The following is a 17,634-nucleotide window of genomic DNA, read 5'->3' as shown; positions in this document are numbered from 1 at the left end:
GCCGAAGGGCGTCCGCGTGCGGCACGGGTAAGGGGCGCCCGCGATGGCGGGCGCCCCTTACCGCTCGGATGACCGTGCGGCGGTCAGGCCAGCCGTACCACCGCGCGCGACATGCCGAGCACCTTCTGCCCGGCGCTGGTCGCCGTGAGGTCCACGCGGACGGTGTTGTCGTCCAGCTTGGCGGCGACCTTGCCGCTGACCTCGATGGTCGCGCCCTGGTCGTCGTTCGGGACGACGACGGGCTTGGTGAAGCGGACGCCGTACTCGACGACCGCGCCCGGGTCGCCGACCCAGTCGGTGACCACGCGGATCGCCTCGGCCATGGTGAACATGCCGTGCGCGATGACGTCCGGCAGTCCGACCTCCTTGGCGAACTTCTCGTTCCAGTGGATCGGGTTGAAGTCGCCGGAGGCACCCGCGTACTGCACCAGGGTGGCGCGGGTCACGGGGAAGGTCTGCGCGGGAAGTTCGGTGCCGACCTCGACGTCGGCGTACGCGATCTGGGCGGTCATCTTGCTCACGCCTCCTCGGCCGCGCGGGCCACGAGCTTCGTCCAGGCGGTCACGACGTGCTCCCCGGCCTCGTCGTGGACCTCACCGCGGACGTCCAGGATGTCGTTGCCCGCCATCGACTTGACCGCCTCGATGGTCGAGGTGACCGTCAGCCGGTCGCCGGCGCGGACCGGGCGCCGGTAGGCGAACTTCTGGTCGCCGTGCACCACGCGGCTGTAGTCCAGGCCCAGCTGGGGGTCGGCGACGACCTGCCGGGCGGCCTTGAACGTGATGGCGAACACGAAGGTGGGCGGGGCGATCACATCGGGGTGGCCGAGCGCCTTGGCGGCCTCCTGGTCCGTGTAGGCCGGATTGGCGTCTCCCACCGCCTCCGCGAACTCCCGGATCTTCTCCCGGCCCACTTCGTAGGGCTCGGTGGGCGGGTAGGTACGCCCCACGAAGGACTGGTCGAGCGCCATGGCTCGGCACCTCCTGGTGTCTGCTGTGGTTGACCGCCGAACGACGGCCCTCTACAGGTACGCGTCCCGGGTGACCGGGAAAACGCCGCGAGGCCGCCCCCCAGGACTGCGGGGGCGGCCTCGCGAACGAGCCTTTTTTATCGCGTTTCGCGGTGCGCGGTGTGCGCGTTGCAACGCGGGCAGTGCTTCTTCATCTCAAGACGGTCCGGGTTGTTACGCCGGTTCTTCTTGGTGATGTAGTTCCGCTCCTTGCACTCCACGCAGGCCAGCGTGATCTTCGGGCGGACGTCGGTGGCAGCCACGTGAGTGCTCCTTGACGAACGGATGGGACAAACTAACGCATAGAAGAGTAGCCGACCGAAGGACCGACCCCGCAATCGGCTACTGTCAGTAGCGGTGACCGGACTTGAACCGGTGACACAGCGATTATGAGCCGCTTGCTCTACCGACTGAGCTACACCGCTGTGATGCGATCGGGCCCCGCCTCGCGGCGGGAACCTCTCACACCAGAGCCCCAAAACGGAATCGAACCGTTGACCTTCTCCTTACCATGGAGACGCTCTGCCGACTGAGCTATTGGGGCGAGCGATGAAGACATTACACGGTCGCCCGCCGTTCGCCCAAATCCGTTTCCCGGCCCCCGCGCGGGACGGTCCCACGGGCCTCCCGGCAGCCCCGCGCGGCCCTGTGGCCCGCGGGACCACACCGGTACGACTATTGCGCTCCTCCCCGCCCGCGCGGGGCCGCCGTCCTACGCTCGACTCACTCTGTGTGATCTTGTGCCGCCCCGGGCACAGCTCCGAGCCACTGGAACGCGATGTCCGAGAGCCAGCCGCAACCGCCCCCCTCGTCGCCGTCCCCCTCCGGTTCCCCGGGACAGCCCGAGAGGGCCCTGCTGCTGTGCGGGGCGCGGCTGACCGACGGCCGCACGGTCGACGTACGGCTGAGCGGCGCCCGGATCGAGGCGGTCGGCACGGCCGGCAGCCTGGGCGGCACGCGCGCGCGGGGCGCGCGGGTGGACCTGGCGGGCTACCTGCTGCTGCCGGCCCCCGTGGAGCCGCACGCCCACGCGGACACGGCGCTGTCCGCCGACACCGGCGGACCGGTCAGCCACGACCCCCCGGACGTCCGGCGCCGGGCCACGGAGGCCGCCCTGCTGCAGCTCGCCCACGGCGCGACCGCGCTGCGGGCCCACGTGCGCGTGGGGGACGTCCAGGGACTGGGCGCCCTGGGCGCGGTGCTCACGGCGGGGCGGTCGCTGCGCGGGCTCGCGGAGCTGACGACGGTGGCGATGCCGCGGGTGCTGACCGGGGTGGCCGGGGCGGACGGGCTCGCCGTGCTGCGGGACGCGGTGCAGATGGGTGCCCGCGTGGTCGGCGGGTGTCCCGACGCGGACCCCGACCCCACCGGCTACGTGGAGGCCGTCCTGGAGGTCGCCTCCGAGCACGGCCGCCCGGTCGACCTGCACACCGACGCCACCGATCCGGCGCGGCTGGCCCGGCTCGCCGCCATGGCGGGCGGCCTGCGGCCCGGTGTGACGGTCGGGCCGTGCGCCGGGCTCGCGCGCCTGCCCGCCGACCTGGCCTCCCGGACGGCGGACCAGCTCGCGGCGGCGGGGGTGACGGTGGTGTGCCTGCCCCAGGGCGGCTGCGGGGGCGCGGACCACCGCGGCACGGCGCCCGTACGACTCCTGCGCGCCGCCGGCGTCCGGGTCGCGGCGGGCAGCGGTGCCCTGCGGGACGTGTCCAACCCCGTCGGTCGCGGCGACCCCCTGGAGGCGGCCTACCTGCTGGCCTCCCGCGAGGGCCTGTCCCCCGAGGAGGCGTACGACACCGTCAGCGCGTCCGCGCGGGCCGCGCTGGGCCTGCCCGAGGTCCGCGTGGAGGCCGGTTTTCCCGCGGAACTGCTGGCCGTGCGCGGGGACCGGCTGGCCGGCGCGCTCTGTCTGGGCTACAGCCGGATCGTGGTGCACCGGGGGCGCGTGGTGGCGCGGACCAGCGCGGTACGCGAGTACTGCGACTCCGTCGCGGCGGGGCAGCCCGGCCTGCCGCAGCAGGGGCGGGCGGAGCCCTCCTGAACGGACTCCCGGCCCCGTCGGCGAACGGGCCCCTGCTCCCGGGTCCCAGTGCCCCCGCGCCGCGCGCTCTCCCGGTCCAGGCGGGTCGTGCGGCGCGGGCGGGCGTCCGGGCGTACGGTCGAAGACATGCGCATTGTCATCGCTGGTGGTCATGGTCAGATCGCGCGGCGGCTGGAGCGGCTGCTCGCCACGCGCGGCTACGAGGTGGCGGGCATCATCCGCCGCGAGGAGCAGGGCGACGACCTGCGGGAGGCGGGCGCCGAACCGGTGCTGCTGGACCTGGAGTCGGCCACGGTCGAGGAGGTCGCCGCGCATCTTCAGGGCGCCGACGCGGCGGTGTTCGCGGCGGGTGCGGGGCCCGGCAGCGGGGCGGCCCGCAAGGACACGGTGGACAAGGGCGCGGCGGTGCTGTTCGCGGACGCGGCGGTCCGCGCGCGCGTCCGGAGGTTCCTGGTCGTGTCCTCGATGGGGGCGGACCCCCGCCACGAGGGCGACGAGATCTTCGACGTCTACCTGCGCGCCAAGGGCGAGGCCGACGCGTACGTGCAGGGCCTGGACGCCCTCGACTGGACGATCCTGCGCCCCGGTTCGCTGACGGACGAGGCCGGCACGGGTCTGGTCCGCCTGGAGGCGCACACGGGCCGTGGCCCGGTCCCGCGCGACGACGTGGCCGCCGTACTGGCCGAACTGCTGGAGACCCCCGCGACGGCCGGCCTGACCCTGGAGCTGGTCAGCGGGTCGACGCCGGTCCCGGTGGCGGTGAAGTCGGTCGCCGGCAACTGAGCGCACCGCGCGGCTGGTTCGTCAGAACAACGGCAGCTGGCCCGGGACCTCGGGCACCGCATAGCCGTCCAGCGACGGCTGCACGGCCCCGAGTTGCGCCTGGCGCCGTGACCCCGGGCAGGACACCAGCCGCCCGCTCGCGCGGGCGCCGGGCGGATCGTGCCGGGCGAACCGTCCGGCGACGACGGCGATGTCACGACGGCACTCGGGGCAGGTTCTGCGGCGGGACGACGGCATGGCACCAGTGTGCCGCGCGGCACCGGCGCCCGGCCGTCACCGCCGTCTGCGGCCGAACCGGCGCTTGTCCTTCTTCGGCTTGCCGTCCGTCAACTGCTGGGCCTCGTACCTCCGTCCCGCCGCGGTCAGCGCCGCTGCGAGATTCCGGGTGACCCGCACCGTGTCGGGGTGCTCGGGGCCGAGGACGTTCAGGGAGCGGACGCGGGTGTCCTTCAGGAGATCGACGGCCTCCTGGTAACGGCGGAGGGCACCCAGGGTGCTGGCGAGGTTGTTGGCCGCGGTGAGCGTGTCGGGGTGGTCGTCGCCCAGCACCCGGCGGCGACGGGCGAGGACGTCCTCCTCCATCCGGCGGGCCTCCGCATAGTCCCCCAGCCTTCCCAGGGTGCTGGCGAGGTTGTTGGCCGTGGTGAGCGTGTCGGGGTGGTCGTCGCCCAGCACCCGGCGGCGGCGGGCGAGGACGTCCTCCCCCATCCGGCGGGCCTCCGCATGCTCCCCCAGCCTCGCCAGGATGCTGGCGAGGTTGTTGGCCGCGGTGAGCGTGTGCGGGTGATCGTCACCCAGGAGACGGCGGCTACGGGCGAGGACGTCCTCCTGCATCGGACGGGCCGCGGCCTGATCGCCCGTCTGGCTGAGCGTCCTGGCGAGGTTGTTGGCCGTGCTGAGGGTGTCGGGGTGGTCGTCCCCCAGCACCCGGCGGCGACGGGCGAGGACGTCCTCCTGCATCCGGCGGGCCTGCTCGTACTCCCCCAGTGCGGCCAGGGTGCCGGCGAGGAGGTCGGCGGAGACCAGGGTGTCGAGATGGTCCTCGTCCAGCACGCGGCGACGGCGGGCGAGGACGTCCTCCTGCATCCCGCGGGACCGCGCGTACTCCCCAAGGTCCCCCAGCGTGTTGGCCAGGTTGCTGGCGGACTGGAGGGTGTCGGGGTGATCCTCGCCCAGCAGACGGCGACGGCGGGCGAGGACGTCCTCCTGCATCCGGCGGGACTGCGCGTACTCCCCCAGGTCCCCCAGGGTGTTGGCCAGATTGTTGGCGGACTGGAGGGTGCTGGGATGGTCCTCGCCCAGGACCCGGCGGCGGCGGGCGTAGGTGTCCTCGATGATGGCCCGGGCTTTCGCGTAGTCGCCCAGGCTCGCCGTGGCGTGCCCCAGGTGTTCCGCGCAGGTGAGGACATCGGGGTGATCCGGCCCCAGGTCGGCGCTCCACGCCTGGTCCAGCGTCGTGGTGAGGTCGAGCGCGGCGCGCGACTGACCGCTCGCGAGGAGGAAACGGACGGCCTTCAGGAGCGTCGGGCGCAGTGCGGGCCGGCCGGCGATCGCGGCGGTGACGTGTGGGGTCGCGAGGTGGGCGGTGAGTGAGGACCAGGCGGGCCAGTCGGCCGGAGCGTGCGGGTCGCCGACGTCGGTCGCGGCGAGGACGGCGGCGACGTCGTCCCGGACCGCCGGGGCCAGGTCGGGGGTGGTCTGAGCCCGGAGGATGGCCTGCGTGAGGCGGTGGATCTGGAAGGTGCCGAAGTCGGTGCGGGCCAGTCCGAAGCGGCTGAGGTGCTGCAGGGCGTTCCTGAGCCACATCGGGTCGGCCGAGTCGCCGGGGATGGTGGCCAGCCCGGGGCGGGCCGTCTCCAGCCAGGCGGTGGGGATGGGCTCGGGGCCGAGGAAGCACCCGAGGCGGAGCAGGGCGGTCGCTTCGCGGTGACCGCCGTCCGTGAGGCGTGCGACGGCGATCCCGACGGTCGCGGCCAGCGGTACGGGGTAGTCGCGGACGTCGCTCTCGTGGAGGAGACGCGCGGTGTTGGTGGCCAGGAGTTCGCGGTACCGGTCCAGGGACATGCCGCTGTGCAGCACGCCGGCGGCCTGGGCGAGGGCGAGCGGCAGGTCGCCGAGGTCCTGCGCCAGGAGGCCGGCCTCCTCGGGGGTGATCCCCGGCACACGGGCCTGGAGGTAGGCCAGGGAGTCGGCGCGGGTGAACACGTCCAAGTGGCTGTGGTGGGCGATGCCGTGCCAGCCCGGGTTGCGGGAGGTGATCAGGACGTGGCCGGGGCCCTCGGGGAGCCAGGCGTCGATCTGGTCGGGCTGTTCGGCGTTGTCGAGGACGAGGAGCCAGCGGTGCCGCGTCCGCAGGTGCTGGAGGAGCAGGCGGGCGTTGGCCTCGGTACCGGCGTCGGGTTTGGCGATGCCGAGGCGGTCGGCGAGTTCGGTGTAGCGGACGGGCAACTGGTCGGCCTGTTCGGCGTCGACCCACCACACGATGTCGTACTGGCTGGCGAACCGGTGGGCGTACTCCAGCGCGATCTGGGTCTTCCCGATGCCGCCCATGCCGTGCAGCGCCTGGACGACGGCGTGGCGCCCGCTGAGCAGCCCGGAGCGGAGCCGGACCATTTCGGCGTCGCGGCCGGAGAAGTCCGGGTTCCGGCGGCGCACGTTCCACACCTCGGCAGGACCGGCGCTGCCGGGCAGCCGCGGGTGCTGCGGATCGGGTTCCGCGGGGACCCCGGCCGAGGGGGCGCCGGGGAAGGCCGCCGGGCCGGTGGGGGCGGACGGTCCGTGGACGGCTTCGAGCAGGGCGGAGGTGGCGGCGGTCTCGTCCAGCCCGTGGAGATCGGTGCGCAGCTTCCCGGCCAGGACGGCGGGGATGTCGTCGTCGGCCAGGGGTTCGATCGCCACCGGGATGAGCCGTCCCCGCGCGGCCACGGTGGCGGTCCACTCGTCTGCGGTCCAGCGCTCGGGGGCGAAGTACTGCCGCGAGAACAGGGCGACCACCGCGTCGGCCCGGTCGAGGGCGAGGCTCGTCCGCTGGACGAGGTCGTCTCCCGTGTGCCAGTCCCACCGGTCCAGTTCGACCTCGCACCCGGTCCGCTTCAGCTGCCAGGCGACCCACTCCGCCCAGGCCCGGTCCGGGCCCGCGTAGCTGACGAAGAAGCGCTGCGTGGTGTCGGTCAACGTTGCCCCCATCCCTGGTGATCGTCCATCCACCGCGAGCCATGGTCTCGCGTGCGGCGTCGGGAGGGGCGGAGAAGGGAGAACACCGGCCCGCCGGTGCCCGGCGCCTCGTGATCCGCGTCAGTGGGAGGTGCCGGCCCAGGGGTACGACGAAGGGCCCGTCACCTGTTGTCACAGGTGACGGGCCCTTCGTTCCCGTGTGGCGGCGCCAGGATTCGAACCTGGGAAGGCTGAGCCGGCAGATTTACAGTCTGCTCCCTTTGGCCGCTCGGGCACACCGCCGGGGGTCATTGCCCGTTCGAACCGCTTTTCGGCGGTGCTCCCTGGCAACGACGTAAACAATACCCGATGCGCGGGGGTGGTTCGCCACCCGATTGATCGGCACCGGGGGCCGCGGGGGTGGCTAGGCTTGTGCGGATGCGGCGCGGTGTCCCGCGGGCACCGGCCGTCGACCCGCGTACGCCGCTACGCACCCGTTTCGCACCCGATACAAGGAGCCACAGGACATGGCCGACTCCAGTTTCGACATCGTCTCGAAGGTCGAGCGGCAGGAGGTCGACAACGCCCTCAACCAGGCCGCCAAGGAGATCTCGCAGCGCTACGACTTCAAGGGCGTGGGCGCCTCGATCTCGTGGTCCGGTGACAAGATCCTGATGGAGGCGAACTCCGAGGACCGGGTGAAGGCTGTCCTCGACGTCTTCCAGTCCAAGCTGATCAAGCGCGGGATCTCGCTGAAGGCGCTGGACGCGGGTGAGCCGCAGCTCTCCGGCAAGGAGTACAAGATCTTCGCGTCGATCGAGGAGGGCATCTCCCAGGAGAACGCCAAGAAGGTCGCCAAGATCATCCGTGATGAGGGCCCCAAGGGCGTGAAGGCCCAGGTCCAGGGCGACGAGCTGCGGGTCAGCTCCAAGAGCCGGGACGACCTGCAGGCCGTCATCGCCCTGCTGAAGGGCAAGGACTTCGACTTCGCGCTGCAGTTCGTGAACTACCGGTAGGTCGCGGAGGCCGGCAGGTGTCGGGAGGGCGGGCGTTCGGTGCCCGCCCTTCTCCTGTGCGCGGGGGCGGCCGGTCCGGTCAGTAGGGTGCGGTCATGACCTCTCCCGGCTCCCCATTGCGGCGCACCCTGGGCACGGGCGACGCCGTCGTCATCGGGCTCGGCTCCATGGTGGGGGCCGGGGTCTTCGCCGCGCTCGCCCCGGCGGCCCGCGCGGCCGGCTCGGGGCTGCTGCCGGCGCTCGCGGTCGCCGCCGTGGTCGCGTACTGCAACGCCACGTCCTCGGCGCGGCTGGCCGCCCGCCACCCGGCATCCGGCGGCACGTACGTGTACGGGAGGGAGCGGCTGGGGCCCTTCTGGGGCCATCTGGCGGGCTGGGCGTTCGTGGTCGGCAAGACGGCCTCCTGCGCGGCGATGGCGCTGACCGTCGGCGCGTACGTGTGGCCGGCGCAGTCGCACGCGGTGGCGGTGGCCGCCGTGGTGGCCCTGACCGCCGTCAACTACGGCGGGGTGCAGAAGTCGGCCTGGCTGACCCGGGCGATCGTGACCGTGGTGCTGGCCGTGCTGGCCGCCGTGGTGGTGGGGTGCCTGGGGTCGGCCGAGTCCGATGCCGGGCGGCTCGGCTTCGGCGCGTCGGAGGGGGCCGGCGGGGTGCTCCAGGCGGCCGGGCTGCTGTTCTTCGCCTTCGCGGGGTACGCGCGCATCGCCACCCTCGGCGAGGAGGTGCGCGATCCCGCCCGCACGATCCCGCGCGCGATCTCCGTGGCGCTCGGGATCGCCCTCGCGGTGTACGCGTGCGTGGCGGTCGCCGTGCTGTCCGTGCTGGGGTCCGGCGGGCTGGCGGGCGCGACCGCGCCGCTGGCCGACGCCGTGCGTGCGGCCGGGGCGCCGGAGCTGGTGCCGGTGGTGCGGGCGGGGGCCGCGGTGGCGGCCGCGGGTTCGCTGCTGGCCCTGATCCTGGGTGTCTCGCGGACCACGCTGGCCATGGCGCGGGACCGGCACCTGCCGGGCGTCCTGGCCGCCGTCCATCCGCGTACCCGGGTGCCGCACCGGGCGGAGCTGGCCGTGGGCGCGGTGGCGGCCGTCCTGGCCGCCACGGTGGACGTGCGCGGCGCGATCGGCTTCTCGTCGTTCGGGGTGCTCGTGTACTACGCGGTGGCCAACGCGTCGGCCTGGACGCTCGACCGGGCGCCGGCCGCGCGGCTGGTCCCGGCTGTGGGGCTGCTGGGCTGCGCGCTGCTGGCGTTCTCGCTGCCCGCGGAGTCGGTGGTGGTGGGCGCGGGGGTGCTGGCGGTGGGCGTGGTCTCGTACGCCGTGCGGCGGCGGGTCACCGCGCGGGGGTAGCTCCGGCCCTACCAGCGCGCCGTGGCGAACGGGCGGTCCGTCGGGACGATCTCGCGGCCCAGCGGCACCAGCGAGACGGGGATCAGCTTGAAGTTGGCGATGCCGAACGGGATGCCGATGATCGTGACGCACAGCGCGATGCCGGTGGCGATGTGGGCGAGCGCCAGCCACCAGCCCGCCAGGACCAGCCACAGGACGTTGCCGACGAACGACGGGGAGCCGGCGCCGCGGCGCTCGACGGTGGTGTACCCGAAGGGCCACAGGGCGTAGACGCCGATGCGGAAGGCGGCTATGCCGAACGGGATGCCGATGATCGTGAGGCAGAGGAGCGCGCCCGCGAACACGTAGCCGAGGAACAGCCACACGCCGCTGAAGATCAGCCAGATGACGTTGAGGATCGTCTTCACCGGTGGGGACCTGCCATCTGTTCGAGGCGGCGGATACGTTCCGCCATGGGCGGGTGGGTCGAGAACATCCTGGACATGCCCTGGCCGGGCCGGAACGGGTTGGCGATCATCATGTGGCTCGCGGTCTCGATCCGCGGCTCGGGGGGCAGGGGAAGCTGCTTGGTGCCGGTCTCCAGCTTGCGCAGGGCGCTCGCCAGGGCCAGCGGGTCACCGGTGAGCTGGGCTCCGGAGGCGTCCGCCTCGTACTCCCTGGAGCGGCTGATGGCGAGCTGGATGAGGGAGGCCGCGAGCGGTCCCAGGAGCATGATCAGCAGCATGCCGAGCAGGCCGGGGCCGTCGTCGTCGTCCGAGCGGCCGATGGGGATCAGCCAGGCGAAGTTGACCAGGAACATGATCACCGAGGCGAGTGCGCCGGCGACCGACGAGATCAGGATGTCGCGGTTGTAGACGTGGCTCAACTCGTGGCCGATGACGCCGCGCAGTTCCCTCTCGTCGAGCAGCCGCAGGATGCCCTCGGTGCAGCACACGGCCGCGTTGCGCGGGTTGCGGCCGGTCGCGAAGGCGTTGGGCGCCTCCGTCGGGGAGATGTACAGGCGCGGCATGGGCTGGCGGGCCTGGGTGGAGAGTTCGCGGACCATGCGGTACAGGCCCGGTGCCTCGAACTCGCTGACCGGGCGGGCCCGCATCGCGCGCAGGGCCAGCTTGTCGCTGTTCCAGTACGCGTAGGCGTTGGTGCCGAGCGCGATCAGGACGGCCACGACGAGCCCCGTGCGGCCGAAGAAGCCGCCGATGACGATGATGAGTGCGGACAGCCCCCCGAGGAGTACTGCGGTCCTGAGCCCGTTGTGCCGGCGGTGCACGGTACGCCCTCCAAGTGGTGCAGCAGGGGAACCCTTTGCTTGCTGTGCTTACTCGTCTCACCGGAGTCGTGCTGTCACGTCCAGTGGACCCTCCCGTACTGGTCAACGCCAGGCGTGGAGCACTAGTTCCCTTGTGCGTGCGGGGGGCGCCCTGGGCCGTCCGGGTGACGGCGCGGCCCGGACGCTCCCGCGGGGCGGTGCGGCGCCGGAAGAGCCGCTAGAAGAGCGCGGTGTCGGTGAAGCGCAGGACGAGCTGCGGGGCGCCGGACAGGACGATGCCGAGGACGGCGGTGACCGCGATCGCGGCGGTGACGGGCGCCGGGAGGCGGCCGTACCGCGCGGGCTCCCCCTCGGGCGCGCGGAAGAGCAGCGCCGTCCACTGCAGGTAGTAGAACAGCGCGATCACGACGTTCACCGCCATCACCACGGCGAGCCAGCCCAGACCCGCGTCGACGGCCGCCGAGAAGACGGTGACCTTGGCGAACAGGCCGATGATGCCGGGCGGCAGGCCGGCCAGGCAGAGCAGGAAGAAGGCCAGCAGGAGGGCGGTCAGGGGACTGGCGGCGTACAGCCCGCGGTAGTCGGCGATCCGGTTCAGCTGCCTGGCGCGGCCGACCAGGGCGGCCACCGCGAAGGCGCCGAGGTTGACCACGCCGTACATGAGGGCGTACGCGACGGTGGAGCCGATGGAGCGCTCGGCGTCGTCGGACCAGGCCGCCGCGGCGATCGGGACCAGGAGGTAGCCGGCCTGGCCGACGGAGGACCAGGCGAGCAGGCGGACCGCGCTGTACGCGCGCGTGGACTGCTGCCGCAGGGCGCCGACGTTGCCGACGGTCATGGTGAGGGCGGCGAGGGCGGCGAGCGCCGGGCCCCAGACGTCGGCGTACGACGGGAGGGCGACGACGGTGACGAGGATCAGCCCGGAGAAGCCGACGGCCTTGCCGACCACGGACAGGTAGGCGGCGACCGGCAGGGGGGCGCCCACATAGGTGTCGGGGACCCAGAAGTGGAACGGCACGGCGGCCGTTTTGAACGCGAAGCCGACGAGGGTGAGCACCACACCGGTCCGGGTGAGGGTCAGCAGGCTGCCGTCGACGCCCTGGACGCGCTCGGCGATCTCGGTGAGGTAGAGGCTGCCGGTGGCGGCGTAGACGAAGCTGACGCCCATCAGGCTGACCGCGGTGGCGGTGACCGAGGACAGGAAGAACTTCAGCGCCGCCTCGGAGGACCGGCGGTCCCCCTGCCGCAGGCCGACGAGGGCGAAGGCGGGCAGCGAGGCGACCTCCAGGGCGACGATCAGGGTCGCGAGGTCGCGGGAGGCGGGCAGCAGGGCGGCGCCGGCCGCGGAGGACAGCAGCAGGAACCAGAACTCCCCCTCGGGGAGCCCCCCGCGCGCGTCCTTCACCCCGGTGACCGACAGCAGGGCGGCGACCAGCGCGCCGCCGAGGACGAGGAGCTGGAGGACGAGGGTGAAGCGGTCGGCGGTGTAGCTGCACACGGCGGGGTCGCCGGTCAGGCAGAAGGTGGCGCGGTCACCGTCCAGCAGGGGCAGCAGCATCAGCGTGGCGGCGGCGAGGCCCGCGACGGAGAGCCGGCCGAGGAGGGCCTTGCGGCGGTCGTCGACGAACAGGTCGGCGACCAGGACGACGAGGGCGACCACGGCCGCGATGGTGGGCGGCGCGATGGCGAGCCAGTCGACGGACTGGATCAGCGACGCGGCGAGCGGCTGGGCCAGGGAGCTCATCGGGTGCCTCCTGCGAGGAGCTGCTGCACGGCCGGGTCGGTGAGTCCGAGGAGGGTCTTCGGCCAGAGTCCGGCGACGAGGGTGAGGGCGACGAGCGGCGCCCAGGCCACGAATTCGTACGTCTGTACGTCGGCGAAGCGGGGGGCGTCCTGCGGCACGGCGCCCATGCAGACCCGGCGGACCACGATGAGCAGGTAGGCGGCGGTGAGCAGGGTGCCGAACGCGCCGATGGCCATGAACGTGAGGAACGCGGGGCGGCTGAGCCCGTCGGCCGGGTCGAACGCGCCGAACAGCGCCAGCATCTCGCCCCAGAACCCGGCCAGGCCGGGCAGGCCGAGCGAGGCGACCGCGCCGAACGCGAGCAGGCCGCCCAGACGCGGCGCCCTGCCGTACAGCGCGGCGCCCGTCGTCTCGGCGAGGGTGTCCAGGTCGGTGCTGCCGGTGCGTTCCTTCAACGCACCGACCAGGAAGAACAGCAGGCCCGTGATGAGTCCGTGGGCGATGTTGGCGAACAGGGCGCCGTTCACGCCGGTCGGGGTCATGGTCGCGACGCCGAGCAGCACGAAGCCCATGTGGCCGACCGAGGAGTAGGCGATGAGCCGCTTGAGGTCGCCCTTGGCCCCGCGCTTGGCGAGGGCGAGGCAGGCCAGCGACCCGTAGATGATCCCGACGACGGCGAAGGCCGCGAGGTACGGCGCGAAGGTGCGCAAGCCGTCGGGTGCGACCGGCAGCAGGATCCGGACGAACCCGTACGTGCCCATCTTCAGCAGGACGCCGGCCAGCAGCACCGACCCGACGGTCGGCGCGGCGGTGTGGGCGTCCGGCAGCCAGCTGTGCAAGGGCCACATCGGGGTCTTCACCGCGAGCCCGATCCCGATCGCCAGCACCGCGACGACCTGCACCGACGTACTCAGCGACCGGCCGTTGTCAGTGGCGAGTGCCACCATGTCGAAGGTGCCGGCCCGCAGGCCGATCAGCAGCAGGCCGAGCAGCATGACCACGGAGCCGAGCAGCGTGTAGAGGATGAACTTCCAGGCGGCCCCCGCCCGGCCCTCGCCGCCCCAGCGGGCGATGAGGAAGTACATCGGGATGAGGACCATCTCGAAGGCGAGGAAGAACAGCAGCAGGTCGAGGACGGCGAAGGTGGCGAGGGTGCCGGACTCCAGGACGAGCAGCAGGGCGACGAAGGCCTTCGGGGACGGGCCCGGGGGCAGCTTGAAGTAGCTGTAGAGCGCGCAGAGGAAGGTCAGCAGCGCGGTCAGGACGACGAGGGGGAGGGAGATGCCGTCGATGCCGAGGTGGATCCGCACGTCCAGCGCCGGGATCCAGCTGATGTCCGTCGTCGCCTGCATCGTCGACGGCTGGTCGTGGTCGAAGCCGAGCGCGAGGGCGATCGCGGCGACGAGGACCGCGCCGGTCACGGTCACGCCGTGCCGCAGCACGGCCTGCTCGGGTGACTTCCCCTTCAGTCCGGGCGGGGCGGGCAGCAGGGCGGCGGCCGCGCCGAGGAGCGGGCCGACCACGACGAACGCCAGAAGGAACTGCATCACGGACTCGCTGATATCGATCACGCCTGCTCACGCTCCCGTGGCGACGAGGACGACGGCGACCGCCAGGACGACGGTGCCGGCGAGCAGCGCGCTCACATAGGTCTGCACATTGCCGGTCTGGGCGCGCCGCACGGCGGCGCCGAGCCAGCGCGGAAGGGTGCCCGCACCGCGTACGTAGGTCTCGACGACCTCGCGGTCGAGGAACCGCACCAGGCGCGCGCCGGCCCGCACCGGGCGGACGAACAGCGCCGAGTACACGGCGTCGAGGTGGAAGCCGGCGGCCGCGTGCCGGTGCAGCGGGCCGAGCAGCAGCCGTCCCGGGTCGGCCGGGTCGGGGGCCCGGGCGACGTCGCCGTAGGCGGGGGCGTGGCTGGCGATCGCCTCGGCCTCGACCTGGCCGGCGTCGCCCTCCGGGTGGGCGGCGACCGCGCCCATCGGCACCCGGGCGGCGAGCGCGGCGGTGTGGCGCCAGGCCGCGTAGGCGGCGATCCCGCCGACCAGGGCCGCGCCCGTGCCGAGCACGGAGGTGGTGAGGGTGGGGCCGAGGTCACCGCCGTCGAACCAGCCCGGGAAGGACTGGTAGGCGAACCCGCCGAGGGCGAGGGACGGCGCGGCGAGCACCCACAGCACCACGGTCATGGTGACGGGCTGGCGGCCGTGGTCGGGGGCCTCGGCGCCCTGGCCGCGGAAGGCGAGCAGCCACAGCCGCATCGCGTACGCGGCGGTGAGCAGCGCGGTGACCAGGCCGGTGACGAGGACGATCCAGCCCGCGGCGGCGGGGGCGTGCTCGGTGTGGCCGGCCGTGACGTGCTCGGCGGCGCCGAGGACGGCCTCCTTGGAGAAGAAGCCGCTGAACGGGGGGATCGCGGCGAGCGCGAGGAGCGCCACGGTCATCGTCCAGTAGGCGTCGGGGACGCGGTCGCGCAGGTTCCGCATGCGGGACATGGCGGCCAGCGAGTTGGTGCCGGTGGCGTGGATGATCACGCCGGCGGCGAGGAACAGCAGCGCCTTGAAGGCGCCGTGCGACAGGAGGTGGAAGACGGCGGCGCCGCGGTCGGCGACGGCGAGCGCGCCGGTCATGTAGCCGAGCTGGCCGATCGTCGAGTAGGCGAGGACGCGTTTGATGTCGTCCTGGGCGAGCGCGGCGAGCGCCGAGCCCGCCATGGTGACGGCGGCCATCACGGCGAGGACGACCATCGCGGCCTGCGAGGCCTCGAAGACCGGGAGGAGCCGGGCGATGAAGTAGACACCGGCGGCGACCATCGTCGCGGCGTGGATCAGCGCGGAGACCGGTGTGGGGCCGGCCATCGCGTCGGGGAGCCAGGTGTGCAGCGGGAACTGGGCCGACTTGCCCGCCACACCGGCCAGGAGCAGCAGGGCGATCACCGTCGGGTGGTCGAGGCCGCCGTTCGCGACGGTGCCCAGCACCCGGGTGATGCGGAACGACCCGGCGTCCGTGGCCAGCGCGAACAGGCCGATCAGGAAGGGGACGTCACCGAGCTTGGTCACCAGGAAGGCCTTGAGGGAGGCGGCGCGGGCCTCCGGGGTCTCCCAGTAGTGGCCGACGAGGAAGTAGGAGCAGATGCCCATGACTTCCCAGCCGACCAGCAGCACCATCAGGTCGCCCGAGTAGACGACGAGGAGCATCGCGGAGGTGAACAGGGAGACGAGCGCGGCGTAGGAGGGGTAGCGCGGGTCGTCGCGCAGATATCCCGTCGAGTAGATCTGCACGCAGGTCGCGACGAAGGCGACCACGACGGCGACGAGCGCGGCGAACCCGTCGATGTGCAGGGCCAGCTCGACGGGGACCGAGCCGGTGGGGGCCAGCTCCGTCGCGGCGTCGACGGCCTCGTCGCCGCCCTGGTGGACGGCGACGACCACGGCGAGGGCGAGCGCGGCGAGCGTCGGCAGGACCGCGAGCGGGCGCACGAAGCCGGGGGCGGAGCGGCCGAGCGTCAGCCCCGCGGCGGCGCCCAGGAAGGGCAGGACGGGGACGAGTACGGCGAGGGTGGTCGTGGTCACGCGGTGGCCTCAGCCTTCTCGGCGCCCGTCTCGGTCGCGGGGATGTCGGTCTCGTGGCCCTCGCTCTCGTGGCCTTCGGCGGTGTCGCGGAGCTTGTCGATGTCGGAGGTGCCGCGGTTGCGGTGGACGGCGAGGACGATCGCCAGGCCGATGCCGATCTCGGCGGCGGCGATGGCGATGGTGAACAGGGTGAGCGCCTGGCCGGAGTGCAGGGTCTCCTCCGCGGTCCTGCTGAGCCAGACGTCGAAGGCGACCAGGTTGAGGTTGACGGCGTTGAGCATCAGCTCGACCGACATCAGGACCAGGATCGCGTTGCGGCGGGCGAGGACGCCGTAGAGGCCGGTGCAGAAGAGGAGGGCGGAGAGTACGGCGGGATAGGCGAGGTGCATCAGCGGACACCGTCCTTGCCGGGTTCGGCGGCCGTGGCCGCGGTGTCCGTCCGGTCGGCCCCGTCCGCCCGCGTGCCGTCCGCCCGCGTGCGGTCCGCCGCCGCTCCCGTCCCCGCTTCCGTCCGCGTCGCGGTCGCCTTCCCCTTGCGGGACAGGACGATCGCGCCGACCAGGGCGGCGAGGAGGAGGACGGACAGGGCCTCGAAGGGCAGCACCCAGTTCTGGAAGAGGCTCTCGCCGGTGACCTCGGTGGACCCGGCGGCCGGGCCGTCCAGGTCGATCCAGGTGGTGCGGAAGGCGTCCACCACGACCCAGACCAGGGCGGCAGCCGCCGCCAGGGCCACCGCGAGGGCGGCCCAGCGGTTGCCGGAGTCGGCGTCCGGGGAGCGGCCGATGGGCGCCTTGGTGAGCATCAGTCCGAACAGGAGGAGGACGACGACGGAACCGACGTAGATGAGGACCTGCACCCAGGCGATGAACTCGGCGGTGAGCAGGAGGTACTCCACGGCGAGGCCGCCGAGGGTCACCACCAGCCACAGCGCGGCGTGCACGAGCTGCCGGGTGGTGACGGTGACGAGCGCGGCCCCGAAGGTGACCAGCCCGACCAGGAGGAAGGCGATCTCGACGCCGGTCGGGGAGAGGAAGCCGTGGGTCCCGGCTGCGAGGGTCATTCCGTGCCCTCCTGCTGCGGCCTCGGCTGCTCGCTCTGCTGCTGCGAGTCGCCGTGCGGGCGAGTGGGGGACTCGGCGGCGCGCGCCTGTTCGTCGGCGTGCGGCTCGGTGGCCGGGGGCTGCTGCTGGGCGGCGAGCTTCTCCGCCGTCCTGCGGGCGGCGGCCAGCTCCTTCGGCTCCTCGGCGCCCGGGTCGAGGGCCGGCGGGGCCGGGACGGTCCACATCCACTCACGGAGCTTGTCCCGTTCGTGGGTGAGGTCGCGGATGTCGGTCTCGGCGTACTCGAACTCGGGCGACCAGAACAGGGCGTCGAAAGGACAGACCTCGATGCAGATGCCGCAGTACATGCAGAGCGAGAAGTCGATGGCGAAGCGGTCGAGGACGTTGCGGCTGCGCTCGCGGCCGCCCGGGGTGGCGGCCGGGACCGTCTCCTTGTGGGAGTCGATGTAGATGCACCAGTCCGGGCACTCACGGGCGCAGAGCATGCAGACCGTGCAGTTCTCCTCGAACAGGCCGATCACGCCACGGGTGCGGGGCGGGAGCTCGGGCTGGACCTCCGGGTACTGCTCGGTGACCGTCTTCCTCGTCATCGTGCGGAGGGTGACGGCCAGGCCCTTGGCCAGGCCGGAGCCGGGGAAGGGAGCCATGG

At 72.9% G+C, this 17,634-nt stretch carries 17 protein-coding genes and 3 tRNA genes; 4 read left to right on the top strand and 16 right to left on the bottom strand.

The window, feature by feature from the left end:
- Nucleotides 1-83: 83 nt before the first annotated feature.
- The 5 genes from SGLAU_RS19715 to SGLAU_RS19695 all read right to left on the bottom strand — a co-directional run bounded on the left by SGLAU_RS19715 (nt 84) and on the right by SGLAU_RS19695 (nt 1,553).
- Nucleotides 84-512, bottom strand: coding sequence for a MaoC family dehydratase (locus SGLAU_RS19715; RefSeq protein ID WP_043506823.1), 429 nt, complete (start codon nt 510-512; stop codon nt 84-86).
- A 5-nt stretch (nt 513-517) separates the two neighbouring features.
- Nucleotides 518-970 (bottom strand): MaoC family dehydratase N-terminal domain-containing protein, encoded by a 453-nt coding sequence (locus tag SGLAU_RS19710; protein ID WP_043503272.1) that lies wholly within the window; start codon nt 968-970, stop codon nt 518-520.
- 137 nt (nt 971-1,107) lie between these two features.
- A complete protein-coding gene (rpmG, locus tag SGLAU_RS19705; RefSeq protein WP_003948671.1) occupies nt 1,108-1,272 on the bottom strand; it encodes a 50S ribosomal protein L33 in 165 nt (54 codons plus the stop codon).
- 89 nt (nt 1,273-1,361) lie between these two features.
- Nucleotides 1,362-1,434: transfer RNA gene (locus tag SGLAU_RS19700), tRNA-Met, on the bottom strand.
- 46 nt (nt 1,435-1,480) lie between these two features.
- Nucleotides 1,481-1,553 (bottom strand) — tRNA-Thr (locus SGLAU_RS19695).
- Nucleotides 1,554-1,787: 234 nt separating this feature from the next.
- Between SGLAU_RS19695 and SGLAU_RS19690 the strand changes: the two genes are divergently transcribed.
- Together SGLAU_RS19690 and SGLAU_RS19685 are read left to right on the top strand one after the other, a co-directional pair.
- A complete protein-coding gene (locus tag SGLAU_RS19690) occupies nt 1,788-3,047 on the top strand; it encodes an amidohydrolase family protein (protein WP_043503270.1) in 1,260 nt (419 codons plus the stop codon).
- A gap of 126 nt (nt 3,048-3,173) precedes the next feature.
- A complete protein-coding gene (locus SGLAU_RS19685) occupies nt 3,174-3,830 on the top strand; it encodes an SDR family oxidoreductase (protein ID WP_043503268.1) in 657 nt (218 codons plus the stop codon).
- A gap of 21 nt (nt 3,831-3,851) precedes the next feature.
- Here the strand turns inward: SGLAU_RS19685 and SGLAU_RS33755 are convergent, their stop codons facing one another.
- From SGLAU_RS33755 to SGLAU_RS19675, 3 genes are all read right to left on the bottom strand, one after another.
- Complete coding sequence (locus SGLAU_RS33755; protein WP_078957790.1) at nt 3,852-4,067, bottom strand: hypothetical protein; 216 nt, start codon at nt 4,065-4,067, stop codon at nt 3,852-3,854.
- A gap of 36 nt (nt 4,068-4,103) precedes the next feature.
- The gene (fxsT, locus tag SGLAU_RS19680; protein WP_043503265.1) at nt 4,104-7,004 is read right to left on the bottom strand and encodes an FxSxx-COOH system tetratricopeptide repeat protein; all 2,901 of its coding nucleotides are present in this window, start codon (nt 7,002-7,004) and stop codon (nt 4,104-4,106) included.
- A gap of 200 nt (nt 7,005-7,204) precedes the next feature.
- A tRNA-Tyr gene (locus SGLAU_RS19675) sits at nt 7,205-7,286 on the bottom strand.
- Between the two features lie 224 nt (nt 7,287-7,510).
- Between SGLAU_RS19675 and SGLAU_RS19670 the strand changes: the two genes are divergently transcribed.
- Nucleotides 7,511-7,999, top strand: a complete 489-nt coding sequence (locus tag SGLAU_RS19670) for a YajQ family cyclic di-GMP-binding protein (RefSeq protein WP_019756392.1) — start codon at nt 7,511-7,513, stop codon at nt 7,997-7,999.
- A gap of 95 nt (nt 8,000-8,094) precedes the next feature.
- Complete coding sequence (locus SGLAU_RS19665; protein WP_043503263.1) at nt 8,095-9,342, top strand: APC family permease; 1,248 nt, start codon at nt 8,095-8,097, stop codon at nt 9,340-9,342.
- An 8-nt stretch (nt 9,343-9,350) separates the two neighbouring features.
- Here SGLAU_RS19665 and SGLAU_RS19660 read toward each other — a convergent pair whose 3' ends face one another.
- The 8 genes from SGLAU_RS19660 to SGLAU_RS19625 all read right to left on the bottom strand — a co-directional run bounded on the left by SGLAU_RS19660 (nt 9,351) and on the right by SGLAU_RS19625 (nt 17,632).
- Entirely contained in the window at nt 9,351-9,749 is a 399-nt protein-coding gene (locus SGLAU_RS19660; RefSeq protein ID WP_043503262.1) for a YccF domain-containing protein, read from the bottom strand.
- Nucleotides 9,746-10,609, bottom strand: coding sequence for a zinc metalloprotease HtpX (gene htpX, locus SGLAU_RS19655; protein ID WP_043503261.1), 864 nt, complete (start codon nt 10,607-10,609; stop codon nt 9,746-9,748). Before htpX ends, SGLAU_RS19660 begins: the two co-directional genes overlap by 4 nt.
- Nucleotides 10,610-10,826: 217 nt before the next feature.
- Entirely contained in the window at nt 10,827-12,353 is a 1,527-nt protein-coding gene (locus tag SGLAU_RS19650; protein ID WP_043503259.1) for an NADH-quinone oxidoreductase subunit N, read from the bottom strand.
- Nucleotides 12,350-13,924, bottom strand: coding sequence for an NADH-quinone oxidoreductase subunit M (locus SGLAU_RS19645; RefSeq protein ID WP_043503257.1), 1,575 nt, complete (start codon nt 13,922-13,924; stop codon nt 12,350-12,352). Before SGLAU_RS19645 ends, SGLAU_RS19650 begins: the two co-directional genes overlap by 4 nt.
- A 6-nt stretch (nt 13,925-13,930) precedes the next feature.
- Entirely contained in the window at nt 13,931-15,925 is a 1,995-nt protein-coding gene (locus SGLAU_RS19640; protein ID WP_043503256.1) for an NADH-quinone oxidoreductase subunit L, read from the bottom strand.
- Nucleotides 15,922-16,314, bottom strand: a complete 393-nt coding sequence (gene nuoK, locus SGLAU_RS19635) for an NADH-quinone oxidoreductase subunit NuoK (RefSeq protein ID WP_043503255.1) — start codon at nt 16,312-16,314, stop codon at nt 15,922-15,924. The genes SGLAU_RS19640 and nuoK overlap by 4 nt, the downstream gene beginning before the upstream one ends.
- Complete coding sequence (locus SGLAU_RS19630; RefSeq protein ID WP_078957789.1) at nt 16,314-16,985, bottom strand: NADH-quinone oxidoreductase subunit J; 672 nt, start codon at nt 16,983-16,985, stop codon at nt 16,314-16,316. The genes nuoK and SGLAU_RS19630 overlap by 1 nt, the downstream gene beginning before the upstream one ends.
- Complete coding sequence (locus SGLAU_RS19625; protein ID WP_043503253.1) at nt 16,982-17,632, bottom strand: NuoI/complex I 23 kDa subunit family protein; 651 nt, start codon at nt 17,630-17,632, stop codon at nt 16,982-16,984. Before SGLAU_RS19625 ends, SGLAU_RS19630 begins: the two co-directional genes overlap by 4 nt.
- Nucleotides 17,633-17,634: the final 2 nt, after the last annotated feature.

It is taken from the genome of Streptomyces glaucescens, from assembly GCF_000761215.1.
GTDB classification, from domain to species: Bacteria; Actinomycetota; Actinomycetes; order Streptomycetales; family Streptomycetaceae; genus Streptomyces; species Streptomyces glaucescens_B.
Note: the sequence above shows the minus strand (reverse complement) of the source record. Positions and strands in the feature narration are given on the sequence as shown.

What these genes read in the sequence shown, in the direction of transcription:
- SGLAU_RS19715 (WP_043506823.1), bottom strand. Translation starts at nt 512, where the DNA reads ATGACCGCCCAGATCGCGTACGCCGACGTCGAGGTCGGCACCGAACTT.
- SGLAU_RS19630 (WP_078957789.1), bottom strand. Translation starts at nt 16,985, where the DNA reads ATGACCCTCGCAGCCGGGACCCACGGCTTCCTCTCCCCGACCGGCGTC.
- SGLAU_RS19690 (WP_043503270.1), top strand. Translation starts at nt 1,788, where the DNA reads ATGTCCGAGAGCCAGCCGCAACCGCCCCCCTCGTCGCCGTCCCCCTCC.
- SGLAU_RS19665 (WP_043503263.1), top strand. Translation starts at nt 8,095, where the DNA reads ATGACCTCTCCCGGCTCCCCATTGCGGCGCACCCTGGGCACGGGCGAC.
- SGLAU_RS19710 (WP_043503272.1), bottom strand. Translation starts at nt 970, where the DNA reads ATGGCGCTCGACCAGTCCTTCGTGGGGCGTACCTACCCGCCCACCGAG.
- SGLAU_RS19685 (WP_043503268.1), top strand. Translation starts at nt 3,174, where the DNA reads ATGCGCATTGTCATCGCTGGTGGTCATGGTCAGATCGCGCGGCGGCTG.
- SGLAU_RS19670 (WP_019756392.1), top strand. Translation starts at nt 7,511, where the DNA reads ATGGCCGACTCCAGTTTCGACATCGTCTCGAAGGTCGAGCGGCAGGAG.
- SGLAU_RS19625 (WP_043503253.1), bottom strand. Translation starts at nt 17,632, where the DNA reads ATGGCTCCCTTCCCCGGCTCCGGCCTGGCCAAGGGCCTGGCCGTCACC.
- SGLAU_RS33755 (WP_078957790.1), bottom strand. Translation starts at nt 4,067, where the DNA reads ATGCCGTCGTCCCGCCGCAGAACCTGCCCCGAGTGCCGTCGTGACATC.
- nuoK (WP_043503255.1), bottom strand. Translation starts at nt 16,314, where the DNA reads ATGCACCTCGCCTATCCCGCCGTACTCTCCGCCCTCCTCTTCTGCACC.
- SGLAU_RS19650 (WP_043503259.1), bottom strand. Translation starts at nt 12,353, where the DNA reads ATGAGCTCCCTGGCCCAGCCGCTCGCCGCGTCGCTGATCCAGTCCGTC.